Origin of the sequence: Kribbella sp. NBC_01510 (assembly GCF_045040325.1) — a bacterium.
Lineage (GTDB): Bacteria > Actinomycetota > Actinomycetes > Propionibacteriales > Kribbellaceae > Kribbella.
In genome coordinates this window covers 5116931-5142844 of sequence record NZ_CP109418.1, presented here as the reverse complement: position 1 = coordinate 5142844, position 25914 = coordinate 5116931, and the positions used below count along the sequence as shown (strand labels likewise).

General features: G+C 66.8%; 35 protein-coding genes and 1 tRNA gene. 15 read left to right on the top strand and 21 right to left on the bottom strand.

Translation table 11 applies throughout. The annotated features are described in order from the left end of the window. Positions 1–36: 36 nt before the first annotated feature. Positions 37–531, bottom strand: coding sequence for a hypothetical protein (locus tag OG558_RS25930; RefSeq protein ID WP_405065340.1), 495 nt, complete (start codon positions 529–531; stop codon positions 37–39). A gap of 639 nt (positions 532–1170) precedes the next feature. On the opposite strand from OG558_RS25930, the gene OG558_RS25925 reads away from it, so the two are divergent. Continuing rightward, positions 1171–1458, top strand: coding sequence for a hypothetical protein (locus OG558_RS25925; RefSeq protein WP_405065339.1), 288 nt, complete (start codon positions 1171–1173; stop codon positions 1456–1458). Positions 1459–1550: 92 nt separating this feature from the next. Here OG558_RS25925 and OG558_RS25920 read toward each other — a convergent pair whose 3' ends face one another. Continuing rightward, the gene (locus OG558_RS25920; protein WP_405065338.1) at positions 1551–2060 is read right to left on the bottom strand and encodes a hypothetical protein; all 510 of its coding nucleotides are present in this window, start codon (positions 2058–2060) and stop codon (positions 1551–1553) included. Positions 2061–2759: 699 nt separating this feature from the next. Between OG558_RS25920 and OG558_RS25915 the strand changes: the two genes are divergently transcribed. Further along, positions 2760–3077: an ankyrin repeat domain-containing protein gene (locus tag OG558_RS25915; protein ID WP_405065337.1), complete on the top strand. Its 318-nt coding sequence runs from the start codon at positions 2760–2762 to the stop codon at positions 3075–3077. Positions 3078–3199: 122 nt separating this feature from the next. Continuing rightward, the gene (locus OG558_RS25910) at positions 3200–3844 is read left to right on the top strand and encodes a hypothetical protein (protein WP_405065336.1); all 645 of its coding nucleotides are present in this window, start codon (positions 3200–3202) and stop codon (positions 3842–3844) included. 136 nt (positions 3845–3980) lie between these two features. Here the strand turns inward: OG558_RS25910 and OG558_RS25905 are convergent, their stop codons facing one another. Continuing rightward, entirely contained in the window at positions 3981–4394 is a 414-nt protein-coding gene (locus OG558_RS25905; protein WP_405065335.1) for an Imm8 family immunity protein, read from the bottom strand. Between the two features lie 4 nt (positions 4395–4398). On the opposite strand from OG558_RS25905, the gene OG558_RS25900 reads away from it, so the two are divergent. From OG558_RS25900 to OG558_RS25885, 4 genes are all read left to right on the top strand, one after another. Continuing rightward, entirely contained in the window at positions 4399–5340 is a 942-nt protein-coding gene (locus OG558_RS25900) for a hypothetical protein (protein WP_405065334.1), read from the top strand. Positions 5341–5390: 50 nt separating this feature from the next. Next, a complete protein-coding gene (locus OG558_RS25895) occupies positions 5391–5834 on the top strand; it encodes a DUF6584 family protein (RefSeq protein ID WP_405065333.1) in 444 nt (147 codons plus the stop codon). A gap of 191 nt (positions 5835–6025) precedes the next feature. Next, positions 6026–6484 (top strand): hypothetical protein, encoded by a 459-nt coding sequence (locus OG558_RS25890; RefSeq protein ID WP_405065332.1) that lies wholly within the window; start codon positions 6026–6028, stop codon positions 6482–6484. 86 nt (positions 6485–6570) lie between these two features. Beyond that, a complete protein-coding gene (locus OG558_RS25885; RefSeq protein ID WP_405065331.1) occupies positions 6571–6798 on the top strand; it encodes a hypothetical protein in 228 nt (75 codons plus the stop codon). A 160-nt stretch (positions 6799–6958) separates the two neighbouring features. Here the strand turns inward: OG558_RS25885 and OG558_RS25880 are convergent, their stop codons facing one another. Further along, on the bottom strand, positions 6959–7699 hold the full coding sequence (locus OG558_RS25880) for a hypothetical protein (protein WP_405065330.1): 741 nt from the start codon (positions 7697–7699) through the stop codon (positions 6959–6961). A gap of 175 nt (positions 7700–7874) precedes the next feature. Here OG558_RS25880 and OG558_RS25875 point away from each other — a divergent pair, with 175 nt between their 5' ends. Beyond that, the gene (locus OG558_RS25875; protein ID WP_405065329.1) at positions 7875–8258 is read left to right on the top strand and encodes a hypothetical protein; all 384 of its coding nucleotides are present in this window, start codon (positions 7875–7877) and stop codon (positions 8256–8258) included. Between the two features lie 268 nt (positions 8259–8526). On the opposite strand, the gene OG558_RS25870 is transcribed toward OG558_RS25875, so the two are convergent. Next, on the bottom strand, positions 8527–8811 hold the full coding sequence (locus tag OG558_RS25870; protein WP_405065328.1) for a DUF2750 domain-containing protein: 285 nt from the start codon (positions 8809–8811) through the stop codon (positions 8527–8529). Positions 8812–9167: 356 nt separating this feature from the next. Between OG558_RS25870 and OG558_RS25865 the strand changes: the two genes are divergently transcribed. After that, the gene (locus tag OG558_RS25865) at positions 9168–9878 is read left to right on the top strand and encodes a DUF4386 domain-containing protein (RefSeq protein ID WP_405065327.1); all 711 of its coding nucleotides are present in this window, start codon (positions 9168–9170) and stop codon (positions 9876–9878) included. A gap of 105 nt (positions 9879–9983) precedes the next feature. On the opposite strand, the gene OG558_RS25860 is transcribed toward OG558_RS25865, so the two are convergent. The 3 genes from OG558_RS25860 to OG558_RS25850 all read right to left on the bottom strand — a co-directional run bounded on the left by OG558_RS25860 (position 9984) and on the right by OG558_RS25850 (position 12754). Further along, the gene (locus OG558_RS25860) at positions 9984–10352 is read right to left on the bottom strand and encodes a hypothetical protein (RefSeq protein ID WP_405065326.1); all 369 of its coding nucleotides are present in this window, start codon (positions 10350–10352) and stop codon (positions 9984–9986) included. Positions 10353–10604: 252 nt separating this feature from the next. After that, entirely contained in the window at positions 10605–11327 is a 723-nt protein-coding gene (locus OG558_RS25855; RefSeq protein WP_405065325.1) for a Crp/Fnr family transcriptional regulator, read from the bottom strand. 1001 nt (positions 11328–12328) lie between these two features. Further along, positions 12329–12754 (bottom strand): hypothetical protein, encoded by a 426-nt coding sequence (locus OG558_RS25850; RefSeq protein WP_405065324.1) that lies wholly within the window; start codon positions 12752–12754, stop codon positions 12329–12331. Positions 12755–13017: 263 nt separating this feature from the next. On the opposite strand from OG558_RS25850, the gene OG558_RS25845 reads away from it, so the two are divergent. Then, complete coding sequence (locus OG558_RS25845) at positions 13018–13455, top strand: DUF664 domain-containing protein (protein WP_405065323.1); 438 nt, start codon at positions 13018–13020, stop codon at positions 13453–13455. A 14-nt stretch (positions 13456–13469) separates the two neighbouring features. After that, positions 13470–13556: a hypothetical protein gene (locus tag OG558_RS25840; protein WP_405072217.1), complete on the top strand. Its 87-nt coding sequence runs from the start codon at positions 13470–13472 to the stop codon at positions 13554–13556. Between the two features lie 214 nt (positions 13557–13770). Here the strand turns inward: OG558_RS25840 and OG558_RS25835 are convergent. The 6 genes from OG558_RS25835 to OG558_RS25810 form a co-directional block, all read right to left on the bottom strand. Beyond that, positions 13771–13843 (bottom strand) — tRNA-Ala (locus tag OG558_RS25835). 475 nt (positions 13844–14318) lie between these two features. Further along, positions 14319–14963 (bottom strand): histidine phosphatase family protein, encoded by a 645-nt coding sequence (locus OG558_RS25830; protein ID WP_329475195.1) that lies wholly within the window; start codon positions 14961–14963, stop codon positions 14319–14321. Beyond that, on the bottom strand, positions 14960–15343 hold the full coding sequence (gene rsfS / locus OG558_RS25825; RefSeq protein WP_328522431.1) for a ribosome silencing factor: 384 nt from the start codon (positions 15341–15343) through the stop codon (positions 14960–14962). Before rsfS ends, OG558_RS25830 begins: the two co-directional genes overlap by 4 nt. A 7-nt stretch (positions 15344–15350) precedes the next feature. Then, the gene (gene nadD, locus OG558_RS25820) at positions 15351–15962 is read right to left on the bottom strand and encodes a nicotinate-nucleotide adenylyltransferase (protein WP_405065322.1); all 612 of its coding nucleotides are present in this window, start codon (positions 15960–15962) and stop codon (positions 15351–15353) included. Between the two features lie 20 nt (positions 15963–15982). Continuing rightward, entirely contained in the window at positions 15983–16138 is a 156-nt protein-coding gene (locus OG558_RS25815) for a hypothetical protein (protein ID WP_329475194.1), read from the bottom strand. A gap of 89 nt (positions 16139–16227) precedes the next feature. Further along, positions 16228–16356 carry a hypothetical protein gene (locus OG558_RS25810; RefSeq protein WP_329475193.1) on the bottom strand — a complete coding sequence of 43 codons (129 nt, stop codon included), beginning with the start codon at positions 16354–16356 and terminating at the stop codon, positions 16228–16230. A 144-nt stretch (positions 16357–16500) separates the two neighbouring features. Here OG558_RS25810 and OG558_RS25805 point away from each other — a divergent pair, with 144 nt between their 5' ends. After that, positions 16501–16950: an Lrp/AsnC family transcriptional regulator gene (locus OG558_RS25805; RefSeq protein ID WP_329475192.1), complete on the top strand. Its 450-nt coding sequence runs from the start codon at positions 16501–16503 to the stop codon at positions 16948–16950. On the opposite strand, the gene OG558_RS25800 is transcribed toward OG558_RS25805, so the two are convergent. After that, positions 16883–18082, bottom strand: a complete 1200-nt coding sequence (locus OG558_RS25800) for an MFS transporter (RefSeq protein WP_405065321.1) — start codon at positions 18080–18082, stop codon at positions 16883–16885. The two genes, OG558_RS25805 and OG558_RS25800, sit on opposite strands and share 68 nt — an antisense overlap. Positions 18083–18163: 81 nt before the next feature. Here OG558_RS25800 and OG558_RS25795 point away from each other — a divergent pair, with 81 nt between their 5' ends. Continuing rightward, positions 18164–19027: a winged helix-turn-helix transcriptional regulator gene (locus OG558_RS25795; RefSeq protein WP_405065320.1), complete on the top strand. Its 864-nt coding sequence runs from the start codon at positions 18164–18166 to the stop codon at positions 19025–19027. On the opposite strand, the gene OG558_RS25790 is transcribed toward OG558_RS25795, so the two are convergent. Next, complete coding sequence (locus OG558_RS25790; RefSeq protein ID WP_405065319.1) at positions 19014–19901, bottom strand: alpha/beta fold hydrolase; 888 nt, start codon at positions 19899–19901, stop codon at positions 19014–19016. The two genes, OG558_RS25795 and OG558_RS25790, sit on opposite strands and share 14 nt — an antisense overlap. A 67-nt stretch (positions 19902–19968) precedes the next feature. Here OG558_RS25790 and OG558_RS25785 point away from each other — a divergent pair, with 67 nt between their 5' ends. Then, entirely contained in the window at positions 19969–20541 is a 573-nt protein-coding gene (locus OG558_RS25785) for a PadR family transcriptional regulator (protein WP_405065318.1), read from the top strand. Then, positions 20538–21212 (top strand): 4'-phosphopantetheinyl transferase family protein, encoded by a 675-nt coding sequence (locus OG558_RS25780; protein WP_405065317.1) that lies wholly within the window; start codon positions 20538–20540, stop codon positions 21210–21212. The genes OG558_RS25785 and OG558_RS25780 overlap by 4 nt, the downstream gene beginning before the upstream one ends. On the opposite strand, the gene OG558_RS25775 is transcribed toward OG558_RS25780, so the two are convergent. From OG558_RS25775 to obgE, 5 genes are all read right to left on the bottom strand, one after another. Then, positions 21197–22441 carry a glutamate-5-semialdehyde dehydrogenase gene (locus OG558_RS25775; protein ID WP_405065316.1) on the bottom strand — a complete coding sequence of 415 codons (1245 nt, stop codon included), beginning with the start codon at positions 22439–22441 and terminating at the stop codon, positions 21197–21199. The genes OG558_RS25780 and OG558_RS25775 overlap by 16 nt on opposite strands. Before the next feature lie 64 nt (positions 22442–22505). Next, positions 22506–22913, bottom strand: coding sequence for a spore germination protein GerW family protein (locus OG558_RS25770; RefSeq protein ID WP_329475185.1), 408 nt, complete (start codon positions 22911–22913; stop codon positions 22506–22508). A 29-nt stretch (positions 22914–22942) separates the two neighbouring features. Next, positions 22943–23128, bottom strand: coding sequence for a hypothetical protein (locus OG558_RS25765; RefSeq protein WP_329475184.1), 186 nt, complete (start codon positions 23126–23128; stop codon positions 22943–22945). Positions 23129–23198: 70 nt separating this feature from the next. After that, a complete protein-coding gene (proB, locus tag OG558_RS25760; protein WP_405065315.1) occupies positions 23199–24311 on the bottom strand; it encodes a glutamate 5-kinase in 1113 nt (370 codons plus the stop codon). Further along, a complete protein-coding gene (gene obgE / locus OG558_RS25755; protein ID WP_405065314.1) occupies positions 24311–25882 on the bottom strand; it encodes a GTPase ObgE in 1572 nt (523 codons plus the stop codon). Before obgE ends, proB begins: the two co-directional genes overlap by 1 nt. Positions 25883–25914 lie beyond the last annotated feature (32 nt).

Sequence of the window (25914 nt, the reverse complement as noted above, 5' to 3'; positions counted from 1 at the left end):
GCCTCGATCTGAATAGATCGAGCTTGCGGCGTGTGGTCAGGAGGTCACCGTGGCGTCTGCCGTCGCGTTGTCCAGTGTCGTTGGAAGTGCGTTGTGCCCCTTGGGCGGCAGGTCCCCGCCACGGAGCACATACCATTCACCCTGCAACTCGTATAGCCCGGCGTCACCTGCTACGAGATAGCGATTCGGAGCAGCATCGTCTGCACCGGTGCTTGGGACGAGAAACACTAGATACTCGCCGCCGGACTCGACTATCTTCGACGCGTTACCGCGCTGGCCGACGACGCCCAGCTGCCTAAGTTCGACATCTGAACCCGCCACCTTGCCCCAGATGACCTTGGTCACCGCGAGCTTGGTGATCGTCGTTGGAATTCCAGCGATTTTGCCGGAGCTCTGTTTCCTGGCGGTGGCCCGGACTATCGCGGTACTGACCGCGCGCAGCTCGGCGAATGTCGCAAAGGTCTGCACGTGACAGACGTAGAGCCGGTGTTCTGGCTCGTTGGTTGCACCTGACCCCACCGTCTGCGGCACCGAATTGCCTCCACTGCCAGTTGACCCTGACCGGGCGCCGTAGATCGGTGCTGTGACCGCACCGTTCGAATTCCGCGCCCGGCTCGACACATCCTCGCCGCCGAAGACCCGCTACCCACCAACCTACGCGACGCACTCGCCCAGATCACCCCTGACCACAGCGCGCACTAACCTGATAAGACTCAGGTCACGCGCGGACAAGGGACGCCAAGAATCGCGCTCTTCTGCCGCGCGGCGGACGGTCCGTCGGATAATGCTGCGCGGAGGGGGGCTCGTCAGATGACCGGCGGGCAGGGCAGTTGGCACCCCGGCGCTGGAGACTCGCGTTGCTCGTGCTCGAACTCGTAGAAGCATTCGCCACACATGCCGTCGCATTCGTTACCCGAGCCGGGATGCTCCGCCCAGGGATGGCCGCAAGCGCCACAGTCACCGAGGGCGGCGAGGCGCCTTGCGAGTTGTCGTCGTTCTCGCCAACGCTCAAAGAGTCGCGTCACAGGTTCAGGATGCCTGATCGAAACGCCCACAACTGCCGCGTTCCGCGCGCTGTCATGCCGATGAGCGTGTGCACATGAGGTCGCCCGGTTACCCTCGTCTCAGTCCCACCTTGCCTCACCGGTACGTCACCGTGATGACGATGACATGACTCAACCCGAAGTCGACGAGATCGAGCGTCGACAGGCGAACCTGCGGTACCTACTCAATCAATGGGACCCCATCGGAGTGGCCGATCTCGTCTCTGACGAGTACGACTGCCTGCTGGCGCCGCTGTGGAGGCTGCTGCTGCAAGGGGCCTCACGAGCTGAGCTCAGTGAGTTCCTTTGGTACGACCTCAAGGATCACTTCGGACTTGACCCCGAGGGCTGTGAGGTCGATCGATTCGCAGACCAGCTCGCCGCATTGCCGGCCACCTGGGTGGACCCTGTCTAACGCACTATCATGCCGCGATCCGCGCGGACATGCCGAATTGAGGACGTTCGTTGATGCGAGAAGGACTCAGCGTGAGCGTTCGGCGCGCCGGGTCAATCGTCGTAGAGCGAGTAATCCGTTGCGCTCGGCTTCGCGTCGTCGACACCGATCGCCAGTAGGTCGGCCGGGCTGAACGTCAGTTCCGCGCGGTCGCCGAGCATCGCCGTGACGAGCGCGTCGAGCATCTCCAGGTGGGTCTCCCGCGACTCGGCTGTGAGGGCATCGATGCGCTGGCTGGCCGCCATGACATGCTGGCCGTCCGACCCTGCTTCGTCGATCTTGCGGACCAGGAGGCCCGCCTCCAGGAAACCGGACCACGGAGTGCGCAGGGCGAGAAACGAGTCGGCGGTCGCGGAAAACAAGCTGAACAGCACCCGGTCGTTGAAGGTGCCGATGCCTTCCGGATGCAGGTGCAGGCCGAAGAGTTGCTGAAGCCCGTCGAGCATCGCTGCGTAGTGCGCCTTCAGCGCCGCGTTGAAGGTCGACGACTCGGGATAGTAACCACCGAATCCCCGATCCTGCGCGCCGAGGTAGACGCGGACGAGGTCACGCCGGTTGTACAACGGTCCTCCTACGATGGATCCCGAACGCTACCTCGTCCGCCGTCCGCCGTCCGCCGGGGATGCCTGCGGTGCGACCGGACACACCATCTATTCGCCCCATTGCGCCCCGCTCCTCCAGCACGAAACCGGCCGGCCCAAACGCGCGCATCTGCCGCGATCCGCGCGACTGCCCATGACCGGACGAGTCGTGCGGACACCTGGATAATCGCCCCATGGCGAAGTGGCTCTGTCCGTGCGGCAACCAGATCAGGTCCAGCGGCGCGATCCCAAACCCGCAGGAGTGGCACCTTCTTTCTGACGCCGGTCTAAGCGAACTCTTCGACGATCACGTTCAGGACGTCAGCCCCGAAGACGTCGAAAGGCGAAGCCGATACGCGTACAGATGCGATCAGTGCGGACGACTTCACGTCTTCTGGGACGGCCTTGGCGAGTGGCCGCCGACCATCTACTCACCGGAGAGCACCTGAACCGACTCCCTGGGCCAACCACCGCGGATGCCGCGCTTCGCACGTTCGGATCTGCCGCGTTCCGCGCGGTTATACCGAGATCGGGACGCCATACTCGCGCCCCCGAGCGCAGCGCTCTAAGGCCGCTGATAGCCGCTGTCGGGATGGAGGCGTCCGACCAAGCCGCGAGTACCGGCTAGCGTCGTCCACGTGTGCTACGCAGATACCTTCTGCGCTAACCAGAGGAATGACGATGACACCTGCGCACCTTGCCGTCGAGAACGAGGACCTGCCGAGGCTGCGGGAGCTGCTCGATGGCGGTGTCGACGTCGAAGAGATCGATGGTGGTCTGACCCTGCTCCAGCACGCGGTCGACGTCGAAATCGATGCACACACTCAGACGGGCGACCCGCTTCACGTCGACGTCACGGCGTACCTCCTCGCCCGAGGCGCAGATCCACTTGCGTCGCCTGTAGGCGGCGGGTTGGGCTCTGCTCTCCACATGGCTCTGCTCCGCGGTCACTGGCTTGCAGTCTCGCTGATCGAGGCCTTCGCCGCGCGCAGGGCGTAGATCCAACGCCCTCATCTGCCGCAGACAGGAAGGCGCGGTCATGCCGAGTTTAGGACGTTCCTCCGGGTCTTGATCGTCCTCCGCCGCGGCCCGGCTAGCGCGCGGTCCGGTACCGTCTGGCTATGACTGGTTGGCAGAGTTTGCGTGTGGATCTGCGCCGGTTACGTGAGGAGTCACCGGGTGCGCTCGTGGTTGGACCCAACCCCGACAGCGAGCGGCGTGAGCCGCCGATCCGCATCCAGTTGGCCGCCTGGGCAACCGACATCGCGGCCACGCTGAACGCCAAGTACGGGAGCCTCCTGGATCTAGAGGTCGGGGCAATGACCTTTCCGGCCAGACAACTGTGGCTGAGCGAGGACCTACCCCAGCTACGCGGAGCACCCGCCGAATCCGCCGGCCTCGACGTGGAACCCCTGCCTCCATTGTCGGTCCGGACCGGCCGGTCCACGCACGAGGACGTGCTGGTCACCAATCGAACCGCGCACGAGCAGGTGCTTCTCACCACCGGGGGTGCCCTGACCTCAGCGGTGACCGACACTTCCGGCAGCATCGTCGGTCTGTACGTCGGCCCACGCAACGCGTCCCGCGTGGGCTTTGCGATCGAACCTCACCAGAGCCGCCCTGTGCCCGTCTTGATCGGAACAGCCTCAATGGTTCCCGACCTGGGGTACGCCGTCCCGCCAGGACAATGGCGGCTGGTCATCGAGCTACACACCGACAGCGGCAACATGCTATCGACGCCGCTGGACATCACCATCACGCCGTAAACAGCACGCGGCGCTCTTACCAGCGCCTCACCGGGATATACGCCGCCCCCGCAGACCTTGCCCCGTCCTGGGTCGCAACCAAGAAAACGCACTGATTTGCCGCCGAGAGTGAGCCGCTCCATGCCGATGAGCGGACTTACGGGCGGTAGTCCTCGAACTCCCAGTAGCCCAACCTGCCAAGGCGTTCGCCGATCTCCGACCAGGACTCGGCTTCGACCGCCTGCACCCTCGCCGCGAGCCAGGCGCAGAGCGCACGTACGTCGAAGTCTTCGAGATTGACCACCAGATGGTGCCGTGCGTCGTAGATACCGCCGACCTCACGACATGTTTTGGCCAACCACTCCGGAGAGCAGACGGTCACGTCGAAAGACTCCTCGCTCGCCGGGCAGCGTCGAAGGGTCGGGATCAAGGTCGAGTCTCTTGAGGATCGCTCGCATGCGGCTGATCCTGCCTTACCAGACGTCCGCTCATGCCGCTGTCCGCGCTCGCTGATGCCGATGTCGGCGCGCGCCCTTGTCGTGTGCGGCGGGATTCCGGGCCTTAGGGTCATGGCCATGCCCTTCGATCTGCGTTCGCCGGTAACCGAGGGAGAGTTGGCTCGGCTCGATGGGCGACCCGAGGTGATCCAATTCAGTTCCGCGTTGACCGAAGCCGACTACGTCCTGCTGGGCGAATGGTTCGCTGACCAGCCCGCAAAGACGCTGCGCGCCTACGGTTCCTACGACGGCACGATCACGGACCTGGACTTCCTTCGCTACTTCCCATCCGTACGTTCGTTCCAAGCCGACGCGCTCTATCACTCGCTGGCGAACATTGACGGGCTCAGCTACCTACCGGAGGACGTTCGCTTCATTGGCCTCGGACAGACGAAGAAGAAGCTGTCGCTCGCGCCGCTGGCCCGCTTCCGCACGCTCCGAGGGATCTACCTGGAAGGACAGTCCAAGGACCTCGAAGTCATCAGCGACCTGCGCGAGCTTCGAAGTGTCACTCTCCGCTCGATCACGCTCCCGGACCTCTCGCTGCTCGCGCCGCTACCGAATCTCCGTGCCCTTGACTTGAAACTGGGCGGCACCAAGAACCTGGGTCTCTTGCCGGATCTCAGGGCCCTCGACTACCTCGAACTGTGGATGGTGAAGGGACTGTCTGACCTGTCGCCCATCGCCCAAATGCCGCGCCTCGAGTACCTGTTCCTTCAAGGGCTCCGCCGGGTCGAGACGCTGCCCGTCATGACAGAACTCGCGAACCTGAGACGCCTCTGGCTCGAGACAATGAACGGCCTCACCGATCTTGCGCGGATCCGTGAGGCCCCCAGGCTGCGCCAACTTGCCGTCGTCGACATGAGCCACCTGCAACCCGAAGCCTTCGTTCCCCTTGCGGGACATCCCACACTCGAATCGGTTCGCTTCGGTCTCGGCAGCAAGCGAAAGAACGATGCTGTCGAGCGGCTTATCGGCCTACCTCGGGAAGGCGACTGGCGGAAGCCACTGGCCGACTGAAAACGCCCGCATCTGCCGCAACCCGGTCGTCTCTCCCGGCGTCAGCAGGCATGCTATGCGGCGTGGATGGACTCGGCCGCGCGAAGGCAGACCTAGAGCACGGTGACGCGCGCAAAGCGCGTGACCGTCTTAAGGGGCTGGTCGTGACGTACCCCCAAAACCAGGAGGTGCGCAGTCTCCTTGCTGAGGCATATCGGCGCGACCGACAGTGGCCCGAAGCGGGGAGGTGGGGCTACCTAATCGGTCCTGCCGCCACCGATCGGGAACGTCGGGCATTCGAGAATCACAGTGCCTTCGGCTGGTACCCCCGGATCACGGAGGCGCGGCTGCGACGGCTGCTTCAAGTCGACGACCTCGCAGCGGTGGCGGACGAGACCGGTCGCGCTCTCTTGCGAGACCTTCCGCATAAGCGCAATCTGCCACGCAAGGACGGGCCGCTTGCCGCGATTCGTCGTTACCTCGCCACCCAGCGGTCGAGGCAGATCTGGCGCTAAACCGCCCTCGGACTGGTGCCCCTTGGCCCCGGTGACAGACGATGAGCGGGCCGTGAATCCAGGGCGCGACGGTCCAGGCTGCTCGCGCCATTAAAAAGGGTCCGAGCCTACGCACTCATCTGCCGCAGAGAGTGAAGCGCGCTCATGCCAGTGTCAGGATGTCCTGGAGCCTCCGGTTTACCGTGCGGCTCATGCCTACCGGGGATGGCTCAACACCCACCAAGACCTCCGAAAGGCCGCATCATCTTGGCGTGCCATCACTGAACCCGTTTCAGAAGCCGCTGATCCTGATCGGTTACTGGAGCGGCGGCTACGCAGACGGGGGTTGGCCGGACGTCAGAGACTTCGTTGATCAGGACTGGGACGAGGACGAGCGCGTTGACGTCGGCATCTACCTGAGGAATGGCTTGGTCGCGCGGGCGTGGCTGGGCTTTTCGCGATGCCGCCTCTGCGACAACGCGGCCAACGGCAACCTCGACCTGACCGACGGCATCTACATCTGGCCTGAGGGACTCGCCCACTACGTATTCGACCACCATGTGCGGCTTCCTCCTGAGTTCGTCGAACATGTACAGGCCAGAAACGAACTCGCAGACGACGTGCACGTCGACGAACGCTGGTGGCGAAGCGTAGCCCCGCCCGCTGGATGAGCCCTCACGTGAACGCTCGGATTTGCCGCGGATAGTAAGGCGCAGTCGTGCCGATGAGCGTGCGTCGACGTCCTACGCTGCTGTGTGTGGCGAACGTCCTGGCGAAAGAGATGCGCCTCCACATGGCCGAGCCCTTCCCCGACTCCGTGGAGAAGGGCCTGGACTACGGGGAAGTGGATGCCGTCATGATCGGTGCCGACATCTACGGCTGGGCAAGCGAGACCGGTTCGCTCTCCGAACTGGACCGGTCTCGCTTGTTGCAGGCCGCCGACGAACTTCAGCGCACCATTCAGGCATTTCCGCCAGACGCTTAGCCGTACTATGAGCGCATCCTCCGGATCGCCCGCCTGGCACTCGCCGTCTGACCGAACGCACGCTCATGCCGCCGAGAGTGAAACACGACCATGCCGATGATGGTCCGCGGCTGCTCGATGCACTCAGGGCGCATATCGCTACGGGTGCCGGACCGGGTTGTCAGGCAGGTCTGAGCGCTGGGCGGAGGCGGAGCAGTCCCGCGGGCAGACTGTCGGCCCATTCGGCCATCTCGGCGATGACCCGGAACAGTTCGGCCCTGATGAATGGCTGAGCCTGCGCGTCCGCGCCAGTGCCGAAGGATTCCAGGCGCCACTGCCGCCAATGGGCCTGCAGGACGTCGTTGACCTCGTCGAGTTGAGCACGGGTGAATCGGCTGGGCACCACGCAGAGCTGATCTGGCAGGTTCGGGGACAACTGCTGCGTCACCGCGTCGACGTCGGTGGTGGCGACGACGAGGACTTCCTGGTCCGCGGAGGGACGGAAGATCACCGGGTGGACGATGGCCCCGGACGATTCCAGGTCGCCGAAATCCAGGTCCCAGACCACTGCGTCGTGCCGCCAGCCGCCGGGTGGCGGCGGACACGGTAGGTCCGTCCAACCCGCACTCGGCTCCCGAGCAGAGATGTCCGGTGACTGTGCCTCGACCTCGATGCTCTCGTCGCACCATGTCCCGACCACCGAGACGTAGCCCGGGGCTCGGTTCGGTACCCAATCGGTAGGTATTGCCTCGACGTCGCCCCCGATCAGCCGAATCGAGAGGTCTGACTTCCAGCCCGGCGGTTTGGAGATCAGATCATGGGTGCGGGCCAGGTCCAGCCAATCACCGTCCGGACCGGCGACGTACTGACCCCAGGTCCGGACTCGATCCCCTGCCTCGAACACCAAATCCCTGGCCGCCATGAATCCATGGTCCTCTTCGCACCAGCTGGGTTCGGAACGACCCGAAGCCGCCAAGCCCGCCCCGCCTCTACTCGGCCGCAAAGTGACCGCAATTGCCGCGGACACTGAACGCCCGGAACTGCCGAAGAGAGGGCGTTTCTAACTTCTCGACACTCATACATGAGAGCGTTGTTTGATGAAGTGGTTCCGCCGCGCGAAGCGCCGGCCCGAGGAAGAGGGCTGGGAACGCATCCAGGACGAGGTTCGCCGGGCCAGGCAGTCTCGTTTCGAGCAGACAGTGACGCAGCACGATCTAGTCGATGCAGTGTCACAGATACTCTTCCGAGCCGATCCTGTCGAGATCAACTTCGAGACCAACACGGATGAGTACGACGCCGAGGCGGAAACCATCGTGATCGGCCTGCCGAGCACTCGTGGCCCCGACGACGTGAAGGCGCTGACGCACGAGGCCTTTGTCCACTGGTTTGACGCACAGACAGCTGGTCCCATCGACTGTTACGCCGCAGTCGCTCTGGAGATCTGGGACCTGTGGCGACGCCACCATGGCCGCTTGGACTGAAAACGGCCAATAGACGCACTAATCTGCCGCCGACAGTGCGCTCAGTGGCCGATGTGAGGGCGATCCAGCACTACGATTCTCCTGCTGTCGGAACTACGGACCGATAGTGCACGTGGTTGCGTGTCAGGCACTCCGGACCCCACGCAGCGCGACGTGCTCTCGGCCCCATCGTTGCCGCTGCGTGCATCCGCACACGCCGCGGACAGTAGTGCGGACATGCCGAGAACAGTGTGCCAAGTCCGCGGGCTCGACCGCCTAGACCGCCGACCTAGCTGCCAGGAGCGCTCTCTTCGGAATACGGGCCTTCACGCAGGGCATGGGCAAGGCGATTGAGAACCTCGGGGACGGTGAAATCCCAGCCAATCAGTCGCGGTCCCGTCCAGTTGATCCCTATCTGGTAGCCCTCATCGCTGAGTTCGGGCAGCGCCCTGCTTCTCCACGCCTCCAAAGGGAGGGAGACGGCGCGCAGGCCGCTGCCCCAGATCTCAGCCGCTCGCTGAGCTCGAGCCTGCGAGGACCAATACGGGCACCCCACCAGACAATCCGGTGACATGTAGCTCCCGGAAGAACGCCGCCGCCTGGCTTGCACTTTGACTCATGCGCAGGACGCTAGCAGCACCGAGATCGACCCTGGGATGACCTGATCCTCATCCTGCCTACGCATCGGATCTACTCGCACTCGCACTGATCTGGCCGCGATCCGCGCGCCTGACGACCTGCATCTTTCCGGCGCGCAAGCGCTCCGTTTGATCCTCGCGCGGGCGCTGGCGGCTCGGGCAGAACAGGACCAAATGCTCTGTGCGCCGGCAGCCGCGCGAGTGAGCCTGGAGCTGTCGGACGGGCCCAAGGAACGTGGTTTTGGGCGAGAACCATGGAGATGCGGCCGGCCCCGTCGCGAAGGAGAGATCAATGACGGATCGAGCAACGTCGCGGGTCGTCGGAACCTTGTTCCTCGTAGCCACCATCGCAGGCCTGATCGGGCTGCCCCTGCAAGAGTCCGTCGTGGGCGGCGACCACGACCTGAGCGCAGTATCGGCACACTCGGACCGGCTGGCCACCGGAGTGCTGCTTCAGCTCATCATGGGCATCGCGGTGGTGTCGATCGCCGTCGTGATCTACCCGGTGCTCCGCCGACACACCGAGCGCCTCGCGATGGGCTACGTCGTGGCTCGAGCGCTCGAGGCCGTGATCTACATCCTCGGCGGGGCCGGGCTGTTGGCCCTGATCACCGTAAGTGAGGAGTCTGTCGCCGCAGCCGACGGCACTCCGTACGCGGCGCTCGGCGACCTGGTGCTGGCGCAGAGGGACTGGGCTGGGCACGCGATCCTGGACGCCGCCGTGTTCAGCATCGGCGCACTCGTCCTCAACACCGCGTTCTTCCGCTCCCGCCTCGTTCCCCGGTGGCTGTCCCTGTGGGGCCTCGCTGGCGCTGCGGCCTACCTGACCGCGGGACTGATGGTCATGTACGGGCTCGAGCCGCTCTCCACTCCGCAGGTCGTGCTGGAGGCGCCCTTGGGTCTGCAGGAGATCGCCCTGGCGCTCTGGCTGATCGTCAAGGGCTTCGACACCCAGGCAGCGGCCCGCACCGTCGCCTCGAATGCCGGCCTGACCACGTACTGATCCGTTTCCACGGCGAACCGCCCTGTCATGCCGCATTCCGCTCATGCCGATGTGCGTAATGCGCAGAACCTTCTGTGGGGCGCGACCGAGGGCTCGGACGTTTGGTCACGTCCGCCACTTGATCGAGCCGCCCATGCTCGGCCGGTGTGGCTCGGGCACCGGCTCGCCGGCGAAGGTGCGCCGGATTGCGTCGGCGAGCAGTTCCCCGGTGACGCGCAGCCCATTGCCTGGGGTGGAGTCGTCGAATGCGCCGCGGTAGGCCAGCTTGCCGTCGGCGTCGTAGAGGAAGAAGTCCGGAGTGCAGGCGGCTGCGAACTCACGCCCGACCTGCTGCCTGGAGTCGACCAGGTACGGAAACTTCCATCCGGCTCGCGTGGACTGCTCTGCCGGCCGGCCGGGCGCGTCCTCGGGATAGGCAGTGATGTCGTTGGTGCAGATGCCAACCGTGTTCAGCCCAGGGAACAAAGCGACCACCCTGCCGAGCCTCGATGTGTCGGACGGAGGGGCACTGGTTGCACAGGAAACAGACGAGCGCCGGCGACCCGGACAGCTCGGTGCTGGAAGAAGGCGCACCATCGACGTCGAGGAGCGCGAACCTCGGGCGTGAGGTGCCCAGCGGCACCATGGTCGACTCGACAACCATGTCTCCAGCCTCGCTGGCGGCGAGGTCGAGAGCGGCGAGACGCTCGGGGTCGGCGGCGAGTGACTCGGGCAGCGAATGGTCGGTCACGGAGTCGGCCAGCCAGAGTCATGCGCCGTCGCCATCGCTGATGCGTAGCGTCGTAGTCCGCCAAGGTCGGTCACCACGATCTGGCGCCGGCGGGTTGCGATCAGCCCTTTGGTTCGCAACGTGCTGAGTCCACGAACGGCAGAGTCACGCGAAGTAGACATCAGGCTGGCCAACTCCTCCTGAGTCAGATGGATGCTGATGTCGATCACGGATCCGTCGGATGTGCCGTAGCGGTCCAGCAGTTCGACCAGGAAACCGGCGAGGCTGCGCGAGACTCCCATCGAGGCTGAGGCCTCGCGACGGCGATCGGCCGCCCGCAACCGGCTGATGATGACACGCACCATCACCAGCAACATCTGCGGATGCGTCTCGAGGGACGCCATGAACTCGTCGGCCGGGATCACGCGGCACTCGACGGGCAGCACAGCGACATTGCCCGCTGCCCGTTGCGGCGTTCCTTCGATCACCTCGAACTCGCCCAGAAGGTCGCCCGCCCCCAGGACGGCCAGCACGATCTCGCGACCGTCCGGCGTGTCCAGGGTGACCTTGACCAGGCCCGAAAGAGTGAGGAAGACGGTGTCGCTGTGGTCACCCTGGACGATGATCCTCGCTCCTTTGCGGAAGCGTTTCGGATGACCGAGCCGAAGCAGGAACGCTCGGTCAGCCGGTTCGAGCCCGCCGAGAAACGAGCGGTGGTCGACCACCTCCCCGCTTGCCATCCATCCAGCCTAATGCCGCAGATGCCCCGTTCGCTGTGCCTCATTTGAGGCGGACGCAGCCCGACGCCGGGAGCATCGTGGATGGGTAGTTCTCGCCGGATCCGCCTTGTAGACCGGATCCGCCCTGTAGAGAAGGTGAGAATCATGAATCGGAAGCCACACTCCATCTGGCGAACGACCACCGCGGCAATGTCGGCGGTTCTCCTCAGCGCAGCCCTTCCAATCGCACCGATCGCTGCAGACGCTCAACCCGAGGACCGCGGGCAGGGACCCCGGCCTGCCGCCGGTGGATCCCGCCCCGCCGTCCTCGCGCCCATCGCTGCAGACACTCAACCCGAGGACCGCGGACAGGGACCCCGGCCCGCCGCCGGTGGATCCGGCCCCGCCGTCTATGTCCTCGACGGCCGGGTCGTCGCCATCAGGCGGGATCCGTTGCCTCCGGGGGCATACGGCGGCCAAGGCGTCGACTATTCACCTGACATGACGGCTTGGAATCTCGGTCCCTCATGCGGCCGATGAGCGACGAAGCGACGCAACAGGAGGCGCGAGATGACAACCCAGCACATCGCATCGAGACCCTGATCACCGGAGCCGGCCAAGCCAGCTTGCACCAGATGAGCAGGGGATCGGGCAAATGAAGGAGTACGCGGTGCGGGGAGGCGGCGGCCGGCTGCACGTGCGCGAGTGGCGCAAGGCGGACGGACCACCGATCCTGTTCATCCATGGCTGGTCGCAAGCCATCTCTGCTTGCAGAAGCAGTACAAAAGTGCGCTCGCCGACGAATTTCGACTCGTTGCCTATGACCTCCGTGGTCACGGCACTTCCGAGGGATCGCTCGACAAGCACCGGGCGCGGGAGCGTCCGAGGCCGGGTCCGGATCAATCTGCGCTCACTTCTTGAGGTGGACGTGCCACCGCTCAAAGCACGACGGCGGTGAGCCTGCCCGGCGCCCTGGGCACACTGATATGCCGCGATCCGCGTCGTCATGCGATGACAGGGTGTCACTCAAGTCGGAGTTCTGACGCGGCTGCAAAGCGCAGAGGCAACGCGACCAAGTTGGCTGCCTCGCGGATGGTGCGGCCAAGTGCGGATACCTCCAGAGCGACGGTTGGCGCCGACACAAGCCCGTACGGCCCGTGGTGAACTCGCCAGTCGTAGGCGAAGAGTCCGCGCTCGCTCATCGTGAACCAGTCGGAGTAGTCGCCCGAACGGTTGCTCGGGTCCCTCCGATCTTCCGCGGCTCCTACGACGGGATGGGCATCGAGCTCCGAGACAGCGCGCTCGACGAGCGACCGCTGAGCGAGCACCCGTGCGGGTATCGGGCCGTACCCCGCACTCGACAGGAGAGCGACCGATCCGGTCGCGTCGACCGCGAGAAAGTCCCATTCAATTCCCCAGAGCGGGCCCCGCTCGTCAGTTCCGGTCATGGCCGAATGGTAGGTCCCACACCCGGGATAATGCTTCGTCGCAGACTCGGCCATTGCCTCAAACGCACTCTCATGCCGCAGACAGGGAACGCCGCAAGAGGATCCACCACCGGACAAACGGGTAACCCGTTCCCGCTGGGATGCCTTCGGGTCAGTTGGCGAGCGGCCCGCAATGAACGCCGAGCTCGGCCTGCCATACGTTAAGACCAACCGCATCTGCCCGGCGCTGCCACCCAGAACCTCACGGAAGGATCAACGCCTAGATGTCCGTGGACGAAGCACAGTTCTACCCCGACCTCGACGCTGACGCTGACGCTGACGAGCGAACCACCCTCAGCCAGTTTCTTGATCAGTATCGTCATCGGGTGCTCACCCGATTCGGGAGGCTGACGGACGAGCAGGCGCAAACCAAGTCCTTGCCGGCAACCGATCTGACACCAGGCGCTGTGGTGAAGCATCTCGCGCACATGGAGGACCACTGGTTCATCGCGCGCGTCGGCGGCGGTGATCTGCCTGAGCCCTGGGCGTCCGCGCCGTTTGACACGCAGCCGGAGTGGGACCTTGAGTCCGCGGCCGACGACACCGTCGGGGAGATCGTCGAGCTCTACCGTGCCGCGTGCTCGCGCAGCCGCGGCGTCGCAAGTCAACTTCCTAGCCTCGACACGGCCGCGCCCCGGCCATCATTCGGCAAGAGTCCGTGACGCTTCGCTGGGTGATGGTGCACATGCTGGAAGAGACCGCATGCCATGTCGGCCATTTGGACCTCTTAACCGACCCGCTATCCGCACGCGGCGCCCGATAGGCGTTCCCAACTGGACAGGACCGGCCGAACGGGCGCGAGATGTCCTTGGCCCACGGCCAGCACCGTCTCAGATAGGTGGTTCGGTGAAAGCTCGATTGTCGGGGGCTAACCGCACCCGAGGTGTGCAGCTCTCGGAGACTTAGCCTCCCGTTTTGCCTCCCAGGTCATGCAAGAGGCCGGTCTCCCCAGTGGGAAACCGGCCTCTGACCTGCGGTGGAGCTTAGGGGATTCGAACCCCTGACCTCTTCCATGCCATGGAAGCGCGCTACCAACTGCGCCAAAGCCCCGCGGTGTCTTGCGACTCCGGAAGTTTAGCGGATGAGTGGCATCGAAGAAAAATCGGGTCGGGTACGTCGGTGGCAGCCGCCGAGGGCACCTGGTAGACGGCCAGACTTGCCTGCAGTCACGTCCGTCCAGGCCGCCCATCCCGCCCCACACGCACGCCCATCCCACGCACTAGACCTCACCCGCCAACCACAGCAAGCCGGACAGCGATCCGCGGCCGAAGGATGCCAATAGGACAGCCACCGCGAAGCGGTTTCGTTTGCACACCCGACCAGGCTCCATCCCGCGCCGGCCACAACACACCGGACGAGGCTCCGCAGCAGCAGCCGCCGCAGGCGGCTGCTGCGAGCGGTCTCGCTTGCGCACACAACCACGCCTCTCCGCGCCGAACACAGCACGCCCGACACCGGTCCGCGCCAACCGCCGGAGGCAGCCAACAGTCAGCGACCGCGAAGCGGTGTCCTGTGGGTGGTCCGCTCAGCGTTGGGGGTCGTCGCTCATTACTGGTTCGGGGAGGGAGCCGGCGTTCCATTCTTCGATTCGCCAGCCGAGGCGGCCGGGGAGCAGGGAGACCCAGTTGCAGTTGGCGAGGCCGCCGAAGGCGGGCCAGTGGGCTTGGGGGATGCCGAGGAAGAGGCAGATGCCGACGCGGGCCGCGAGGCCGTGGGTGGCGATGACGATGGTGTCTTCCGCGGTGCCCTCGGCGGCGACCCGGCCCAGGGCGTCGCTGAAGCGTTGGGCGACTTCTTCGACGGTTTCGCCGGCGGTGCCGCGGCGTTGGGGTTCGCCGGAGCGGATGCGGGCGGCCGCTTCGGGGTTGATGGCGGCGAGTTCGGCCATGGTGAGGCCGGCCCAGTCGTCGACGTCGATCTCGCGGAGGGCCTCGTCGTACTCGATCTTCAGACCGGTCAGCAAGGCCAGTTCACCCGCGGTGGCGGCGGCACGCTGGAGGTCGCTGGCGAACAGCCGGGTCGGCGCCAGCGACGCCAACCGCAAGGCCGCCTCACGGGCCTGCGTCAGGCCGACATCATCCAAAGGAATGTCGGCTTGGCCCTGGATCTTGTCCTGCAGGTTCCACTCGGTCCGGCCGTGCCGCCAGACGATCAGCCGTCCCGCCGTCATTCTGAGGCAGCCCCCGGTACCGGCGACGGCAGCGGGATGACCGGGCAGTCGCGCCAGAGGCGCTCGAGGGAGTAGAAGCTGCGCTCCTCGTCGTGCTGGACGTGGATGACGATCTCCAGGTAGTCGAGCAGCACCCAGCGGCCTTCCCGGGCGCCTTCGCGGCGGACCGGCTTGGCGTCGAAGTCGACCCGGAGCTTCTCCTCGACGGCGTCGACGATCGCGCGGACCTGGCGGTCGTTGGAGGCGGACGCGACCAGGAACGCGTCGGTGATGGCGAGTTGCTCGGAGACGTCGAAGGCGAGGACGTTCTCCGCCTTCTTGTCGTGGGCCGCCTCGGCGGCCGCGGTGAGCAGCTCGATGGCGCGTTCGCTGGCTGGCATGTGGTTCCTAACGGTTGGTATAGAGCTCACGCTTGGCGATGTACTGGACGATGCCGTCCGGGACGAGGTACCAGGTCGGGTTCCCCTTGGCGACCCGCGCGCGGCACTCGGTCGACGAGATCGCCAGCGCCGGCACTTCGAGCAGGGTGATCCGATCCATCGGCAGCTGGTCCAGCGGCAACTCCAGTCCCTCGGTCCCGGGTCTGGTGCAGCCGACGAACTGGGCCAGTTTGAACATCTCGTCCACGTCGCGCCAGGTGAGAATCTGGGCGAGCGCGTCGGCGCCGGTGATGAAGAACAGTTCGGCGTCCGGATAGAGCTCGGACAGGTCGCGCAGGGTGTCGATCGTGTACGTCGGACCCGGCCGGTCGATGTCGACCCGGCTGACCGAGAACCGCGGGTTGGACGCGGTCGCGATCACGGTCATCAGGTACCGGTCCTCGGCCGCGGACACCACCCGGTCGGATTTCTGCCACGGCTGGCCGGTCGGGACGAAGATCACCTCGTCCAGATCGAAGTACGCCTGCACCTCGCTGGCCGCGACCAGGTGGCCATGATGGATCGGGTCGAACGTGCCACCCATCACGCCCAGGCGCCGGACCCGCTCGACAGAAGCCATGTCAGCCAGTATTCAGCCGCTCAGCTGTGCGGCCGGCCCTTGCCCATGATGACGGTGACGAGCAGCAGCAGGACGAGCACGGTCAGGGCGAACCCGCCGTACCACCACGGCGAGATGTGCGAAGCCTGAACGGCTTCTTCGAGAGCCGCCACCTGCGGCACGAGGAGCGAGAGCATGAGGCAGAGCCTATCTCGTGACCACCTGGAGAACAGCGACCGGTGGCCTCAGGAATGACACTGGAGGCACACCGGCCGCATTGTTGAGGTCAGCTGTGGCGGATGTGACGGGTCAGCAGCCGGCGCCAGACGGACGGCCCGGCGTGGGCGCGCCGGGACTGCGCGGCGACGCGGTGCAGCTCATCGATGTGGGCACGGGCAACATCGGGGGTGATCATGATTCCTTCACTGGGTTGGTACGTCGAGGTCGGGGCGGGCTGTCCCCGACACTTGAAATTATACGGTTTGCCTTACACTCTCACAAACGAATTAAAGGTCCACAAGATTCCCCGCCTTCGAATCTGTGGCAAACGGGAGGATTCATGGACGCGATCGATCGGCAGCTGATCGAGGCACTCCGGCTGAACGGACGCTCGAGCTGGGCCGAGCTCGGCCGGGTGGTCGGGCTGTCCGGGCCGAGCGTCCAGGAACGGGTGAGACGGCTGGAGGAGCGCGGCGTACTGCTCGGCTACCGCGCGGTGGTCGCGCCGGCGCAGGTCGGGCTCGGCACCAGCGCGCTGATCGGGCTGTTCCAGCGTGACGATGTGGAGACCGACGACATCGTCGAGCAGGTGCGGGAGATCGTCGCGGTCGAGGACTGCTGGTTCGTCGCCGGCGATCAGGAGCTCGTGGTGAAGGTCCGGGTCGCCGACGTCACCCAGCTCGAGGCGGTGGTCGGCTCGCTGCGCAGGGTGAACGGCGTGGTCAGGACGCGGACGACTGTCGTGCTGTCGACTCGCTGGGAAGGCCGGCCCGCTCCCCTGCCGGACTGATCACGAGTACGGCGCCTGCCGCGAGGGCGAGCGCGGCCGCCACCGGGAAGAGCAGCCCCGGGGTATGCTCATACGCGGCGCCACCCAGGGCGGGAGCGAGGAACATCCCGCTGATCGACGCGGCGGCGTACAGGCTGGAGTAGCGCCCGACCATGCCGGCTGGGGCTGCGTCGGCGACATGCGCGGTGGCGGTCGGCTTGTAGAGCATCTCCCCCGCCGTGATGACCACGATCGCCAGCGTCGCCCCGACGAGCGCCGGCCAGATCCCGAGGACGGCCAGCCCCACGCCCACCAGCGCGAACCCGACCGCGATCACCCGGGTCGAGCGGTGACCTCGCAGGCGGACGGCCAGCGGTGCCTCACAGCACACGATGACCACGGAGCTCAGCCCGATCAGTACGCCGTACGCGACCGCCGGCGCACCGGCGTCCCGCAAGAGCAACGGCATGGTCGCGAACACCTGGCGGTACACGGTGTCGACGACCACGATCGTTGCCAGCAACACCAGCACGGTCCGGTCCCGGAGCAGCACACGCCAGACGCCCACTCCCGCGGGTGACGACGTACGGCGAACGCCCGGCACCCACCGCCAGATGACGGCCGCGAGGACCAGGCTGGAGACTGCATCCACCACGAAGACGAGCGAGAAGTCGTACGTCGCCAGCAGTCCACCGAGCGGCGGCCCGATGGTGAAGCCGGCGTTGCTCGCAGTTCGAGACAGGGCGATCCCTTCGCGGCGGCGCTCGGACGGGAGTGCGGTAGCGACGAGGGCGCTCAGGTTCGGGCGACTCGCGCCACCACAGAGTCCGGCGAGTGCAGCGACCACACCGATCCATCCAGCGGGGACGAGCGGCAGGGTCAGACAGGTCACGGCCCAGGCCAGTTGGCTCGCGACGGCGGCCGTACGCAGGCCGAAGCGGTCGCCGAACCACCCACCGCCCAGATTGCCGCCCAGCAGACCCACGCCGTACGCCGCTGCCGCGAAGCCGGCCTGTTGCGCCGACATCCCGCGATCCTCGACCAGGTACAGCGTGAGGTAGATCCACGCCAGCGCGCCGGCCGAGCTGACCACCTGGCCGACCATCACCGCCTGGAGCCACCCGGGTAGTTCGGCGATGCGACGCCAGTACATATCAGCCCCCCAGGTAGAGTGAGTTCCTATTAGGAACTTATAAGCCCGGCTAGCGTGGTGGCAACCGGATTGGGGGGCGACGTGCGGCGGAGCAGCTTCTCACCCGAGCCGGACTGTGCGATCGCGCAATCCCTCGGCGTCATCGGCGACGGCTGGGAACTGCTGATCGTCCGCGACCTGGCCCGCGGTCTTGACCGGTTCGATCAGCTCGCCGACTCGTTGCACATCTCCCGCAAGGTCCTGACCGAGCGACTGACCGGCCTGGTCGACACCGGGATCGTCGAGCGATCGGCGTACCAGGACCGTCCGGCCCGCTATGCCTACCGCCTCACCCCGCGCGGCCGGGCACTGCTGCCGGTCCTCGTCGCGCTCCAGGACTGGGGCGACCGCTGGCTGCTCGGCGACGGCTCACTCACCGGCACGAACGACGCCGACGAGCCGCCCGCCCACCGGATCCACGAGCTCGTCGGACAGCGCGTCCCCCAGCTCAGCCTGCCTTCGATCGCGGGTACGGCGCTCGACGTGATCGACCCGGATTCCCGCGCGACCGTCCTGTTCGGGTACCCGGCGACCGGCCGGCCGACGCCGCTGCCGGACGGCTGGAGCGAGATCGCCGGCGCCAGCGGCTGCACGCTGGAGAACCGCCTCTTCGCCGCCCGGTACGACGAGTTCGCTGCCAACGGAGTCGCGGTCCGCGGGGTCAGCACGCAACGCACGGACGAACAGCAGGCGTTCGCCAACGCCGAGGAGATCCCACACCCGCTGCTGTCCGACCTCGAACTGGAGCTGACCGCCGCGCTGCGGCTGCCCACCTTCCGCGCCGGTGGGTACGAGCGACTCAAACGCGTCGTACTCGTGATCGGCGACGACCGCGTCGTCAAAGCCGTGCGGTATCCGGTCACGGACATCGCGGACGCGGTCGACTGGGCACTCAAGACTGCCTGAAGAACGCCTTGACCTCGGCCGCCACCCGCTCGACCGCCTTGGCGCTGCCGCTCGGATTGATTCCACCCGGGTCGCTGGACGAGCCGTGGTCGAGGCCGTCGAACTCGATCCGCCGGCAATGCGGAAGCACCTTCTCCAGGGTGTCCCGCCACGGCTTCAACGCCGGCAACCCCTTGCTCCCACCCATCAACAGCACATCCGCGGACACCGAGCGGAAATCCTCGAAGGTCCCGGCGAGTTCGGCGATCAGCGTGCCCTCGTAGTGGATGGTCGGCGCGAGCTTGCGCATCGTGATGGCATCCGCGCCGGCCTGCCGCTCATCCTTCACCAGCATCTTCTCGGTGATCCGCGTCATCAGCGGCCGCGGGATCACCTTCAGGAACGCCGGCGCCAGCTGCAGCCCGTACATGCTGGTCACCATCGCGCCGGCAAGGTTGCCCTCGGCAACCTCACGGTCGAACCGGACGAGCCACTCGCGATGCGGCGTCGGATTGTCGACAATCGCAGGCTCATACACTGCGATCTTCTGCAGGCTCGGCAGCGTGCGAGCCGCTTCCAGCACGACCGCGCCACCTGCGCTCACGCCGAACGCCTGCTCGGCGCCGGCGGCAGTCAGCACTGCCTCGAGGTCTTCCACCTCGGTCCGCACGGTGTGATCCGGCCGATGCGGACCGGACAGGCCGCGGCCGCGCCGATCCGGGAGGTAGACGGTGAAGTCGCCGGCCAGCGCCTCGGCGAACAACGTGTGGCTGCGCGCCGACTCCATGCTGCCGTGCAGTACGACGACCGCCGGTCCGTGCCCCGTCTTCCAGTAGCCGATCTCGGTGCCGTCGCGGGACTCCACCGCACCCTGGCTCAGTTCTGCTGTTCTCATGAGATCGATAGTCACACATCATCTAGTTTCATTGCAACTAGTATCTCTGAACCCGTATGCTGACACCATGACCATCCGACGCTCACCACTCGCCCTCGCGATCCTCGGACTGCTCGAGAACGGGCCGATGCATCCCTATGGGATCCAGCGGCTGATCAAGCAGTGGGGCAAGGACCAGGTGGTCAACGTCGGTCAGCGGACCAGCCTGTACCGGATGATCGTGCGTCTCGAGGAGGAGGGCATGATCACCGCCGGCGCGACCGAGCGGGACGAACGCTACCCGGAGCGCACCGTGTACCACCTGACCGAGGACGGGCGGACGATCTGCCGGGAGTGGCTGGCGGAGATCCTCACCACCCCGCGCAACGAGTTCCCCGAGTTCCCGGCCGCGCTGTCGTTCGTGATGCTGGTGACGCCGGAGACGGCCGGTGAACTGCTCGGCGAGCGCCGCGATCACCTGTCCGAGCGGATCGCCGTGCTCGACGCCGAGCTGGTCCTGGAGGGCGAGCCCATCCCCCGGTTCGCCCTGCTCGAGACCGAGTACCAGCGGGCGATCGCGGTGGCCGAAGCGGAGTGGATCGATCGGATTGTCGACGATCTGACCACCGGAACGTTGACCTGGAAGCCCGGACCGGTGTGACCGTCGAGGTGTGGTGGGCCCGGATCGATCAGGCCCGCGACGAGTTCGCCGTTGATCTCGACGAGGACGAGCAGCGGCGGTTGGCGGCGTACCGGCGGGACGAGGACAAGGCGCGGTTCCTGCTCGGCTGCACGATGGTCCGGCGGTTGCTGGCGGCACGGTTTTCGTTGCCTGCGGCAAAGGTACGGCTGGATCGGAGCTGCCCGGACTGCGGGAAGCCGCACGGCAAGGTCCGCGCTGACGGCGTCGAGCTGTCGGTGACGCATTCCGGCGGGCTGGTCGGCGTCGCGATCGGCGATCACCCAGTCGGACTCGATGTGGAGAAGGTCGACCCCGGTATCGACATCGACGCGGTCGGCCCCCTGTGCCTGGCTCCTGAGGAAGTGCGGGGGCTGGCGCAGTACGACGGGATCGCACGAGCAAAGGCGTTCACGCAGGTGTGGACGCGGAAAGAAGCAGTGGTCAAGGCGACCGGAGTCGGGGTCCGGGCGGACCTACAGACAGTTGTCGTCGGTCCGCTGGACCAGCCGGCGGAGGTGTGGGAGTGGGCCCAGCACACTGGGCAGCTGACCGACCTCGAGGTTGGCGCCGACCACGCTGCGGCGCTGGCGGTACTTCGCGCCGAGCCGCTCGTTGTCCGGGTGAACGACGCGACTCAGGTCCTGATCTGACCTTCGCCGGTGACGACGTACTTGGTCGACGTCATCTCCGGGAGGCCCATCGGGCCGCGGGCGTGGAGCTTCTGGGTCGAGATCCCGATCTCGGCGCCGAAGCCGAACTCGCCGCCGTCGGTGAAACGCGTGCTGGCGTTGACCACGACCGCGGCCGAGTCCACCGCCTGCACGAACCGGCGGGCGGCGGCCTGCGAGCGGGTGATGATCGCGTCGGTGTGACCCGAGCTGTAGCGGCGGATGTGCTGCACCGCGGCTTCCAGCGAGTCGACCACTGCCGCGGACAGGTCCAGCGAGTTGTACTCCAGGCCGAAGTCGTCCTCCGTCGCGGCGACCACATCCTTGCCAGCGGCAACTACCGCCGGGTCACCGTGCACGGTCACGCCGGCCGCGGTCAGCGCCGGCAACGCGGTGGCCAGGAACTCGTCGGCCACGGACGCATGCACCAGAAGGGATTCGGCCGCGTTGCAGACACTCGGCCGCTGGGTCTTGGAGTTCAGCAAGATCGCCAGCGCGAGCCCCAGATCCGCGTCGGCGTCCACATAGACATGGCAGTTGCCGACGCCGGTCTCGATCACCGGCACGGTCGACTCGGTGACCACGGTCTGGATCAGCCCGGCACCACCGCGCGGAATCAGTACGTCGACCAGCCCGCGTGCCTGCATGAGCTCCTTCACCGCGGCCCGATCCGTCGGCACGCCCTGAATCACATCGGCCGGCAGACCAGCTTCGGTCGCAGCGTCCCGCAGTACGGCGACGATCGCCTCGTTGGACGCGGCGGCGGAGGATGAACCGCGGAGCAGGACCGCGTTGCCGGACTTCAGGCAGATGCCGGCCGCATCGGCGGTCACGTTCGGGCGGGCCTCGTAAATGATCCCGATCACGCCGAACGGGACGCGCACCTGGCGGAGCTCCAGACCGTTCGGCAGGGTGTAGCCGCGGACGACCTCACCGACCGGGTCGGTCAGCCCGGCCAGCTGCTCGAGTCCGGCAGCCATTCCGTCAACCCTGGCAGGGTTCAGCGCCAGGCGGTCCACCGTGGACTCCGGCGTACCGGCTTCCCGGGCCGCTGCGACGTCCTTCGCGTTCGCCGCCACGACCGTGTCGGTGTTCGCTCGCAGGGCTGCCGCCATCGCGTGCAGCGCCGCGTCCTTGGTCGCCCGCGAAGCGTCCGCCAACGCGTACGACGCCTCCCGCGCCCGCCGGGCCAGCTCGATGATCTCACTCACACCCTCATCGTATGGCCCCGGCCGTCGTCGCTGCCCCGACCTCGCCAGATAGCGGACTCCCGCGTCAGGGCTGTTTCGGGACCGTCGGGCCGGCCTCGCGGCGGGCCATCCGGCGGCCGATGATCTTGAACAGGGCACGGAGGGTCAGGAGCGCGACCACGCCGACCAGTTGTCCGCCCAGGATGACTCTGGTGACGTCGACGGCCGGGGACCAGGAGACTTTGCCATCACGGATGACGTACACCCCGACCGGCCGGGCCGACAGACCGAGGCCGCCACCGGCGCCTTCGGCTTCACGCCCGCCGGCGTCCTGGCCCTTGCCACCGCCTCCGCCGCCGCTGATGCGCGCTACCGGCAGCACCGTCACGCCATCCTTCTCGATCGGCTGGCCGAAGACCGTTCCGGCTTTGACTCCGTCGATCACTCCTTGCAGGATTTCGAGGACACCGGTGTTCTCGGCCGATTTGGCCATGTCGTCCACCTCCAAGCGGGACAGCTGCTTCAGCGGTGCAGGAACTTGAGTAGGTCGTAGAAGACGAAGGCCGGCCAGACCAGGGCCTGGAGGATGCCGACGATGACTCCCCAGAAGCTGTCGGCTTGTTGGATGTAGTACACGAGGGCGCCGATCAGACCTAGTCCGTACACCGCGTCTCCGCCACCGGCGCCCCGGTTGCCTTTTCCGCTCATACGATCGAGCTTTGTGAACATCTGCCCGCCGGGCCAGGGTCGACCGTCACAAATGGGCAGGACCTTTGGGCTACAGCAACACCAGGTCGTCGCGGTGGACGACCTCGCGTTCGTAGGCGGCGCCCAGTTCGCGGGCCAGGTCTCGGGTGGAGCGGCCGAGGAGGTCGGGGAGTTCGGTGGCGTCGTAGTTGACCAGGCCGCGAGCGATGACGGCGCCGGACGGGGAGACCAGGTCGACCGGGTCACCGGCGGAGAAGGTGCCTTCGACGGCGGAGATTCCGGCCGGGAGGAGCGACGTACGGCGTTCTGTCACGGCTCGGACCGCTCCTTCGTCCAGGCGCAGTACGCCCTGGCCGGAAGTGGCGTGGGCCAGCCAGAGCAGGCGGGTCTTGCGGCGGCGGCCGGTCGGGTGGAACAAGGTGCCGACGGGCTCGCCACGCAAGGCCTCGCCGACGCGAGCGGCCGACGTCAGGACAACCGGAATGCCTGCCTCGGTGGCGATCGCGGCCGCCTCGACCTTCGTCTGCATGCCGCCGGTGCCCACTCCGGACGACCCGTTCCGGCCGATCCGCAGCGGCGCGAGATCCGCGGGGCCACGGACCTCCGCGACCATCGACGTACCGGGCTTGCGCGGATCCCCGTCGTACAGTCCGTCGACATCCGACAGCAGCAACAACAGATCGGCGTGGACGAGATGACTCGTGAGCGCCGCCAACCGGTCGTTGTCGCCGAAGCGGATCTCGGTGGTGGCGACCGTGTCGTTCTCGTTGACGATCGGTACGACGCCCAGCTCGAGCAACCGGGCGAACGTCCGATAGGCGTTGCGGTAGTGGCTCCGCCGGGTCACGTCATCGACCGTCAGCAGCACCTGACCGACACGCAGACCATGCTCCGCGAAGGCATCGCTGTACCGCGCCATCAGCAGGCCCTGGCCGACGGATGCCGCCGCCTGTTGCGTCGCCAGGTCGCGCGGTCGCGACCGAAGACCCATCGGAGCCATACCGGCGGCGATCGCGCCGGATGAGACGAGGACGACCTCGGTGCCCTCCACCCGCCGCGCCGCGACGGCGTCGACGAGCAACTGGAGCCGCACAAGGTCGATCCTGCCGCGCTGGGTCAGCGACGACGAGCCGACCTTCACGACGATCCGCGTGGCCTTCACGGCCTCCGCGCGAGGTTTCATCAGGCGTCCTGATCTATGTCCCTGGCTTCGAGCTCGCGTGCTTCCTTGCGCGCCAGCTTCGCCGCCTTCTCCGCTGCTCGTTTCGCCTCGGCCGGGGACAGGTCGACCTCGTCCTCGACCCAGCCCTGCCCGTACTCGGACCGATCCCCCGACGCCCGGTGGGCGTGGTATTCGGTGTCCTTCGCCCGCCGCCGCTGCACCGCGGGACGGGGCTCCTCCAGCCGGTGGTCCTCACCGCGCCGGGCCAGGATCTCGGCCCCGGCCTGGACCTCGGGCGCGAAGTCGAACACGATCGCGTTCGGTCCGTCACCGATGACGACCGCGTCACCCTCCATCGCGCCGAGCTCCAGCAACTCCTTCTCCACGCCGAGCCGGTTCAGCCGGTCGGCCAGGTAGCCGGTCGCCTCCGCGTTCGCGAAGTCGGTCTGCCGGACCCAGCGCTCGGGCTTCTCGCCCTGCACCAGCCAGCCGCCGTCCTCCGGCAGCTTCTTCACCTTGAACTCGGGTCCGCCCTGCACCTGCGGCCGGATCACGATCCGCGTGGTGTCGGGCTTCTCCTCCTCCGCACGCCGCCGTACGACGATCTCCGCCATCGCGAACTTCAAGGCCTCCAGGCCTTCGTGCGAAGCGGTCGAGATCGGGAACACCCGCAGCCCGCGCTGCTCCAGCTCGGCCTGCACCATCTCGGCGATGTCCCGTGCGTCGGGTACGTCGATCTTGTTCAGGGCAACGAGTCGCGGCCGGTCCTCGAGCCCACCGTGCGCCTGCAACTCGGCCTCGATCGTGTCCAGGTCGCTGAGCGGGTCGCGGCCCGGCTCGTACGTCGCGCAGTCGATGACATGTACGAGCGCCGCACACCGCTCCACGTGCCGCAGGAAGTCGTACCCGAGCCCGCGTCCCTCGCTCGCCCCTTCGATCAGGCCGGGTACGTCGGCCACCGTGAAGGTGACGTCACCCGCGACCACGACGCCGAGGTTCGGGATCAGGGTGGTGAACGGGTAGTCGGCGATCTTCGGCCGGGCCCGGCTGATCGACGCGACCAGCGAGGACTTGCCGGCACTCGGGAACCCGACCAGGCCGATGTCGGCGACCACCTTGAGCTCGAGGACGAGCGTACGCTCCTCGCCGTCCTCACCGAGCAGGGCGAAGCCGGGGGCCTTCCGGGCGCTGCTGGCCAGGGCCGCGTTACCGAGGCCGCCCTTGCCGCCCTGCGCCGCGACGAACTCCGCGCCGGGTCCGACGAGGTCCGCGAGTACGACGCCGTCCGCCGTACCGATGACCGTGCCGTCGGGGACGCCGAGTACGACGTCGCCACCGTTGCTGCCGGCCTGGTGATCACCCTTGCCCTGGGCACCGTTCGTGGCGGTGCGGTGGCTGGAGCGGTGGTAGTCGACGAGCGTGGTGACGTCGGGGTCGACGCGCAGGATCACGCTGCCGCCGTCGCCGCCGTTCCCGCCGTCCGGGCCGCCGAGGGGCTTGAACTTCTCCCGGTGCACCGAGGCGCAGCCGTTTCCGCCGCGGCCCGCGGTGACGTGCACCGTGACCCGGTCGACAAAGCTGGGAATCGCCATCGGTGTTCTCTACTTCCTGTTGGATGTTACTA

Excerpts from the sequence above, each read along its gene's own strand:
- OG558_RS25880 (WP_405065330.1), bottom strand. The coding sequence starts at position 7,699 with ATGGCGGCCAGGGATTTGGTGTTCGAGGCAGGGGATCGAGTCCGGACC.
- proB (WP_405065315.1), bottom strand. The coding sequence starts at position 24,311 with ATGAAACCTCGCGCGGAGGCCGTGAAGGCCACGCGGATCGTCGTGAAG.
- OG558_RS25830 (WP_329475195.1), bottom strand. The coding sequence starts at position 14,963 with ATGACGGCGGGACGGCTGATCGTCTGGCGGCACGGCCGGACCGAGTGG.
- OG558_RS25875 (WP_405065329.1), top strand. The coding sequence starts at position 7,875 with ATGAAGTGGTTCCGCCGCGCGAAGCGCCGGCCCGAGGAAGAGGGCTGG.
- OG558_RS25800 (WP_405065321.1), bottom strand. The coding sequence starts at position 18,082 with ATGTACTGGCGTCGCATCGCCGAACTACCCGGGTGGCTCCAGGCGGTG.
- OG558_RS25840 (WP_405072217.1), top strand. The coding sequence starts at position 13,470 with ATGGTGCACATGCTGGAAGAGACCGCATGCCATGTCGGCCATTTGGAC.
- OG558_RS25895 (WP_405065333.1), top strand. The coding sequence starts at position 5,391 with ATGCTATGCGGCGTGGATGGACTCGGCCGCGCGAAGGCAGACCTAGAG.
- OG558_RS25905 (WP_405065335.1), bottom strand. The coding sequence starts at position 4,394 with ATGACCCTAAGGCCCGGAATCCCGCCGCACACGACAAGGGCGCGCGCC.
- OG558_RS25870 (WP_405065328.1), bottom strand. The coding sequence starts at position 8,811 with ATGTCACCGGATTGTCTGGTGGGGTGCCCGTATTGGTCCTCGCAGGCT.
- OG558_RS25910 (WP_405065336.1), top strand. The coding sequence starts at position 3,200 with ATGACTGGTTGGCAGAGTTTGCGTGTGGATCTGCGCCGGTTACGTGAG.
- obgE (WP_405065314.1), bottom strand. The coding sequence starts at position 25,882 with ATGGCGATTCCCAGCTTTGTCGACCGGGTCACGGTGCACGTCACCGCG.
- OG558_RS25855 (WP_405065325.1), bottom strand. The coding sequence starts at position 11,327 with ATGGCAAGCGGGGAGGTGGTCGACCACCGCTCGTTTCTCGGCGGGCTC.
- OG558_RS25815 (WP_329475194.1), bottom strand. The coding sequence starts at position 16,138 with ATGCTCTCGCTCCTCGTGCCGCAGGTGGCGGCTCTCGAAGAAGCCGTT.
- OG558_RS25865 (WP_405065327.1), top strand. The coding sequence starts at position 9,168 with ATGACGGATCGAGCAACGTCGCGGGTCGTCGGAACCTTGTTCCTCGTA.
- OG558_RS25785 (WP_405065318.1), top strand. The coding sequence starts at position 19,969 with ATGACCATCCGACGCTCACCACTCGCCCTCGCGATCCTCGGACTGCTC.
- OG558_RS25925 (WP_405065339.1), top strand. The coding sequence starts at position 1,171 with ATGACTCAACCCGAAGTCGACGAGATCGAGCGTCGACAGGCGAACCTG.
- OG558_RS25915 (WP_405065337.1), top strand. The coding sequence starts at position 2,760 with ATGACACCTGCGCACCTTGCCGTCGAGAACGAGGACCTGCCGAGGCTG.
- OG558_RS25850 (WP_405065324.1), bottom strand. The coding sequence starts at position 12,754 with ATGACCGGAACTGACGAGCGGGGCCCGCTCTGGGGAATTGAATGGGAC.
- OG558_RS25845 (WP_405065323.1), top strand. The coding sequence starts at position 13,018 with ATGTCCGTGGACGAAGCACAGTTCTACCCCGACCTCGACGCTGACGCT.
- OG558_RS25770 (WP_329475185.1), bottom strand. The coding sequence starts at position 22,913 with ATGGCCAAATCGGCCGAGAACACCGGTGTCCTCGAAATCCTGCAAGGA.
- OG558_RS25765 (WP_329475184.1), bottom strand. The coding sequence starts at position 23,128 with ATGAGCGGAAAAGGCAACCGGGGCGCCGGTGGCGGAGACGCGGTGTAC.
- OG558_RS25890 (WP_405065332.1), top strand. The coding sequence starts at position 6,026 with ATGCCTACCGGGGATGGCTCAACACCCACCAAGACCTCCGAAAGGCCG.
- OG558_RS25805 (WP_329475192.1), top strand. The coding sequence starts at position 16,501 with ATGGACGCGATCGATCGGCAGCTGATCGAGGCACTCCGGCTGAACGGA.
- OG558_RS25900 (WP_405065334.1), top strand. The coding sequence starts at position 4,399 with ATGCCCTTCGATCTGCGTTCGCCGGTAACCGAGGGAGAGTTGGCTCGG.
- rsfS (WP_328522431.1), bottom strand. The coding sequence starts at position 15,343 with ATGCCAGCCAGCGAACGCGCCATCGAGCTGCTCACCGCGGCCGCCGAG.
- OG558_RS25810 (WP_329475193.1), bottom strand. The coding sequence starts at position 16,356 with ATGATCACCCCCGATGTTGCCCGTGCCCACATCGATGAGCTGCACCGC.
- nadD (WP_405065322.1), bottom strand. The coding sequence starts at position 15,962 with ATGGCTTCTGTCGAGCGGGTCCGGCGCCTGGGCGTGATGGGTGGCACG.
- OG558_RS25790 (WP_405065319.1), bottom strand. The coding sequence starts at position 19,901 with ATGAGAACAGCAGAACTGAGCCAGGGTGCGGTGGAGTCCCGCGACGGC.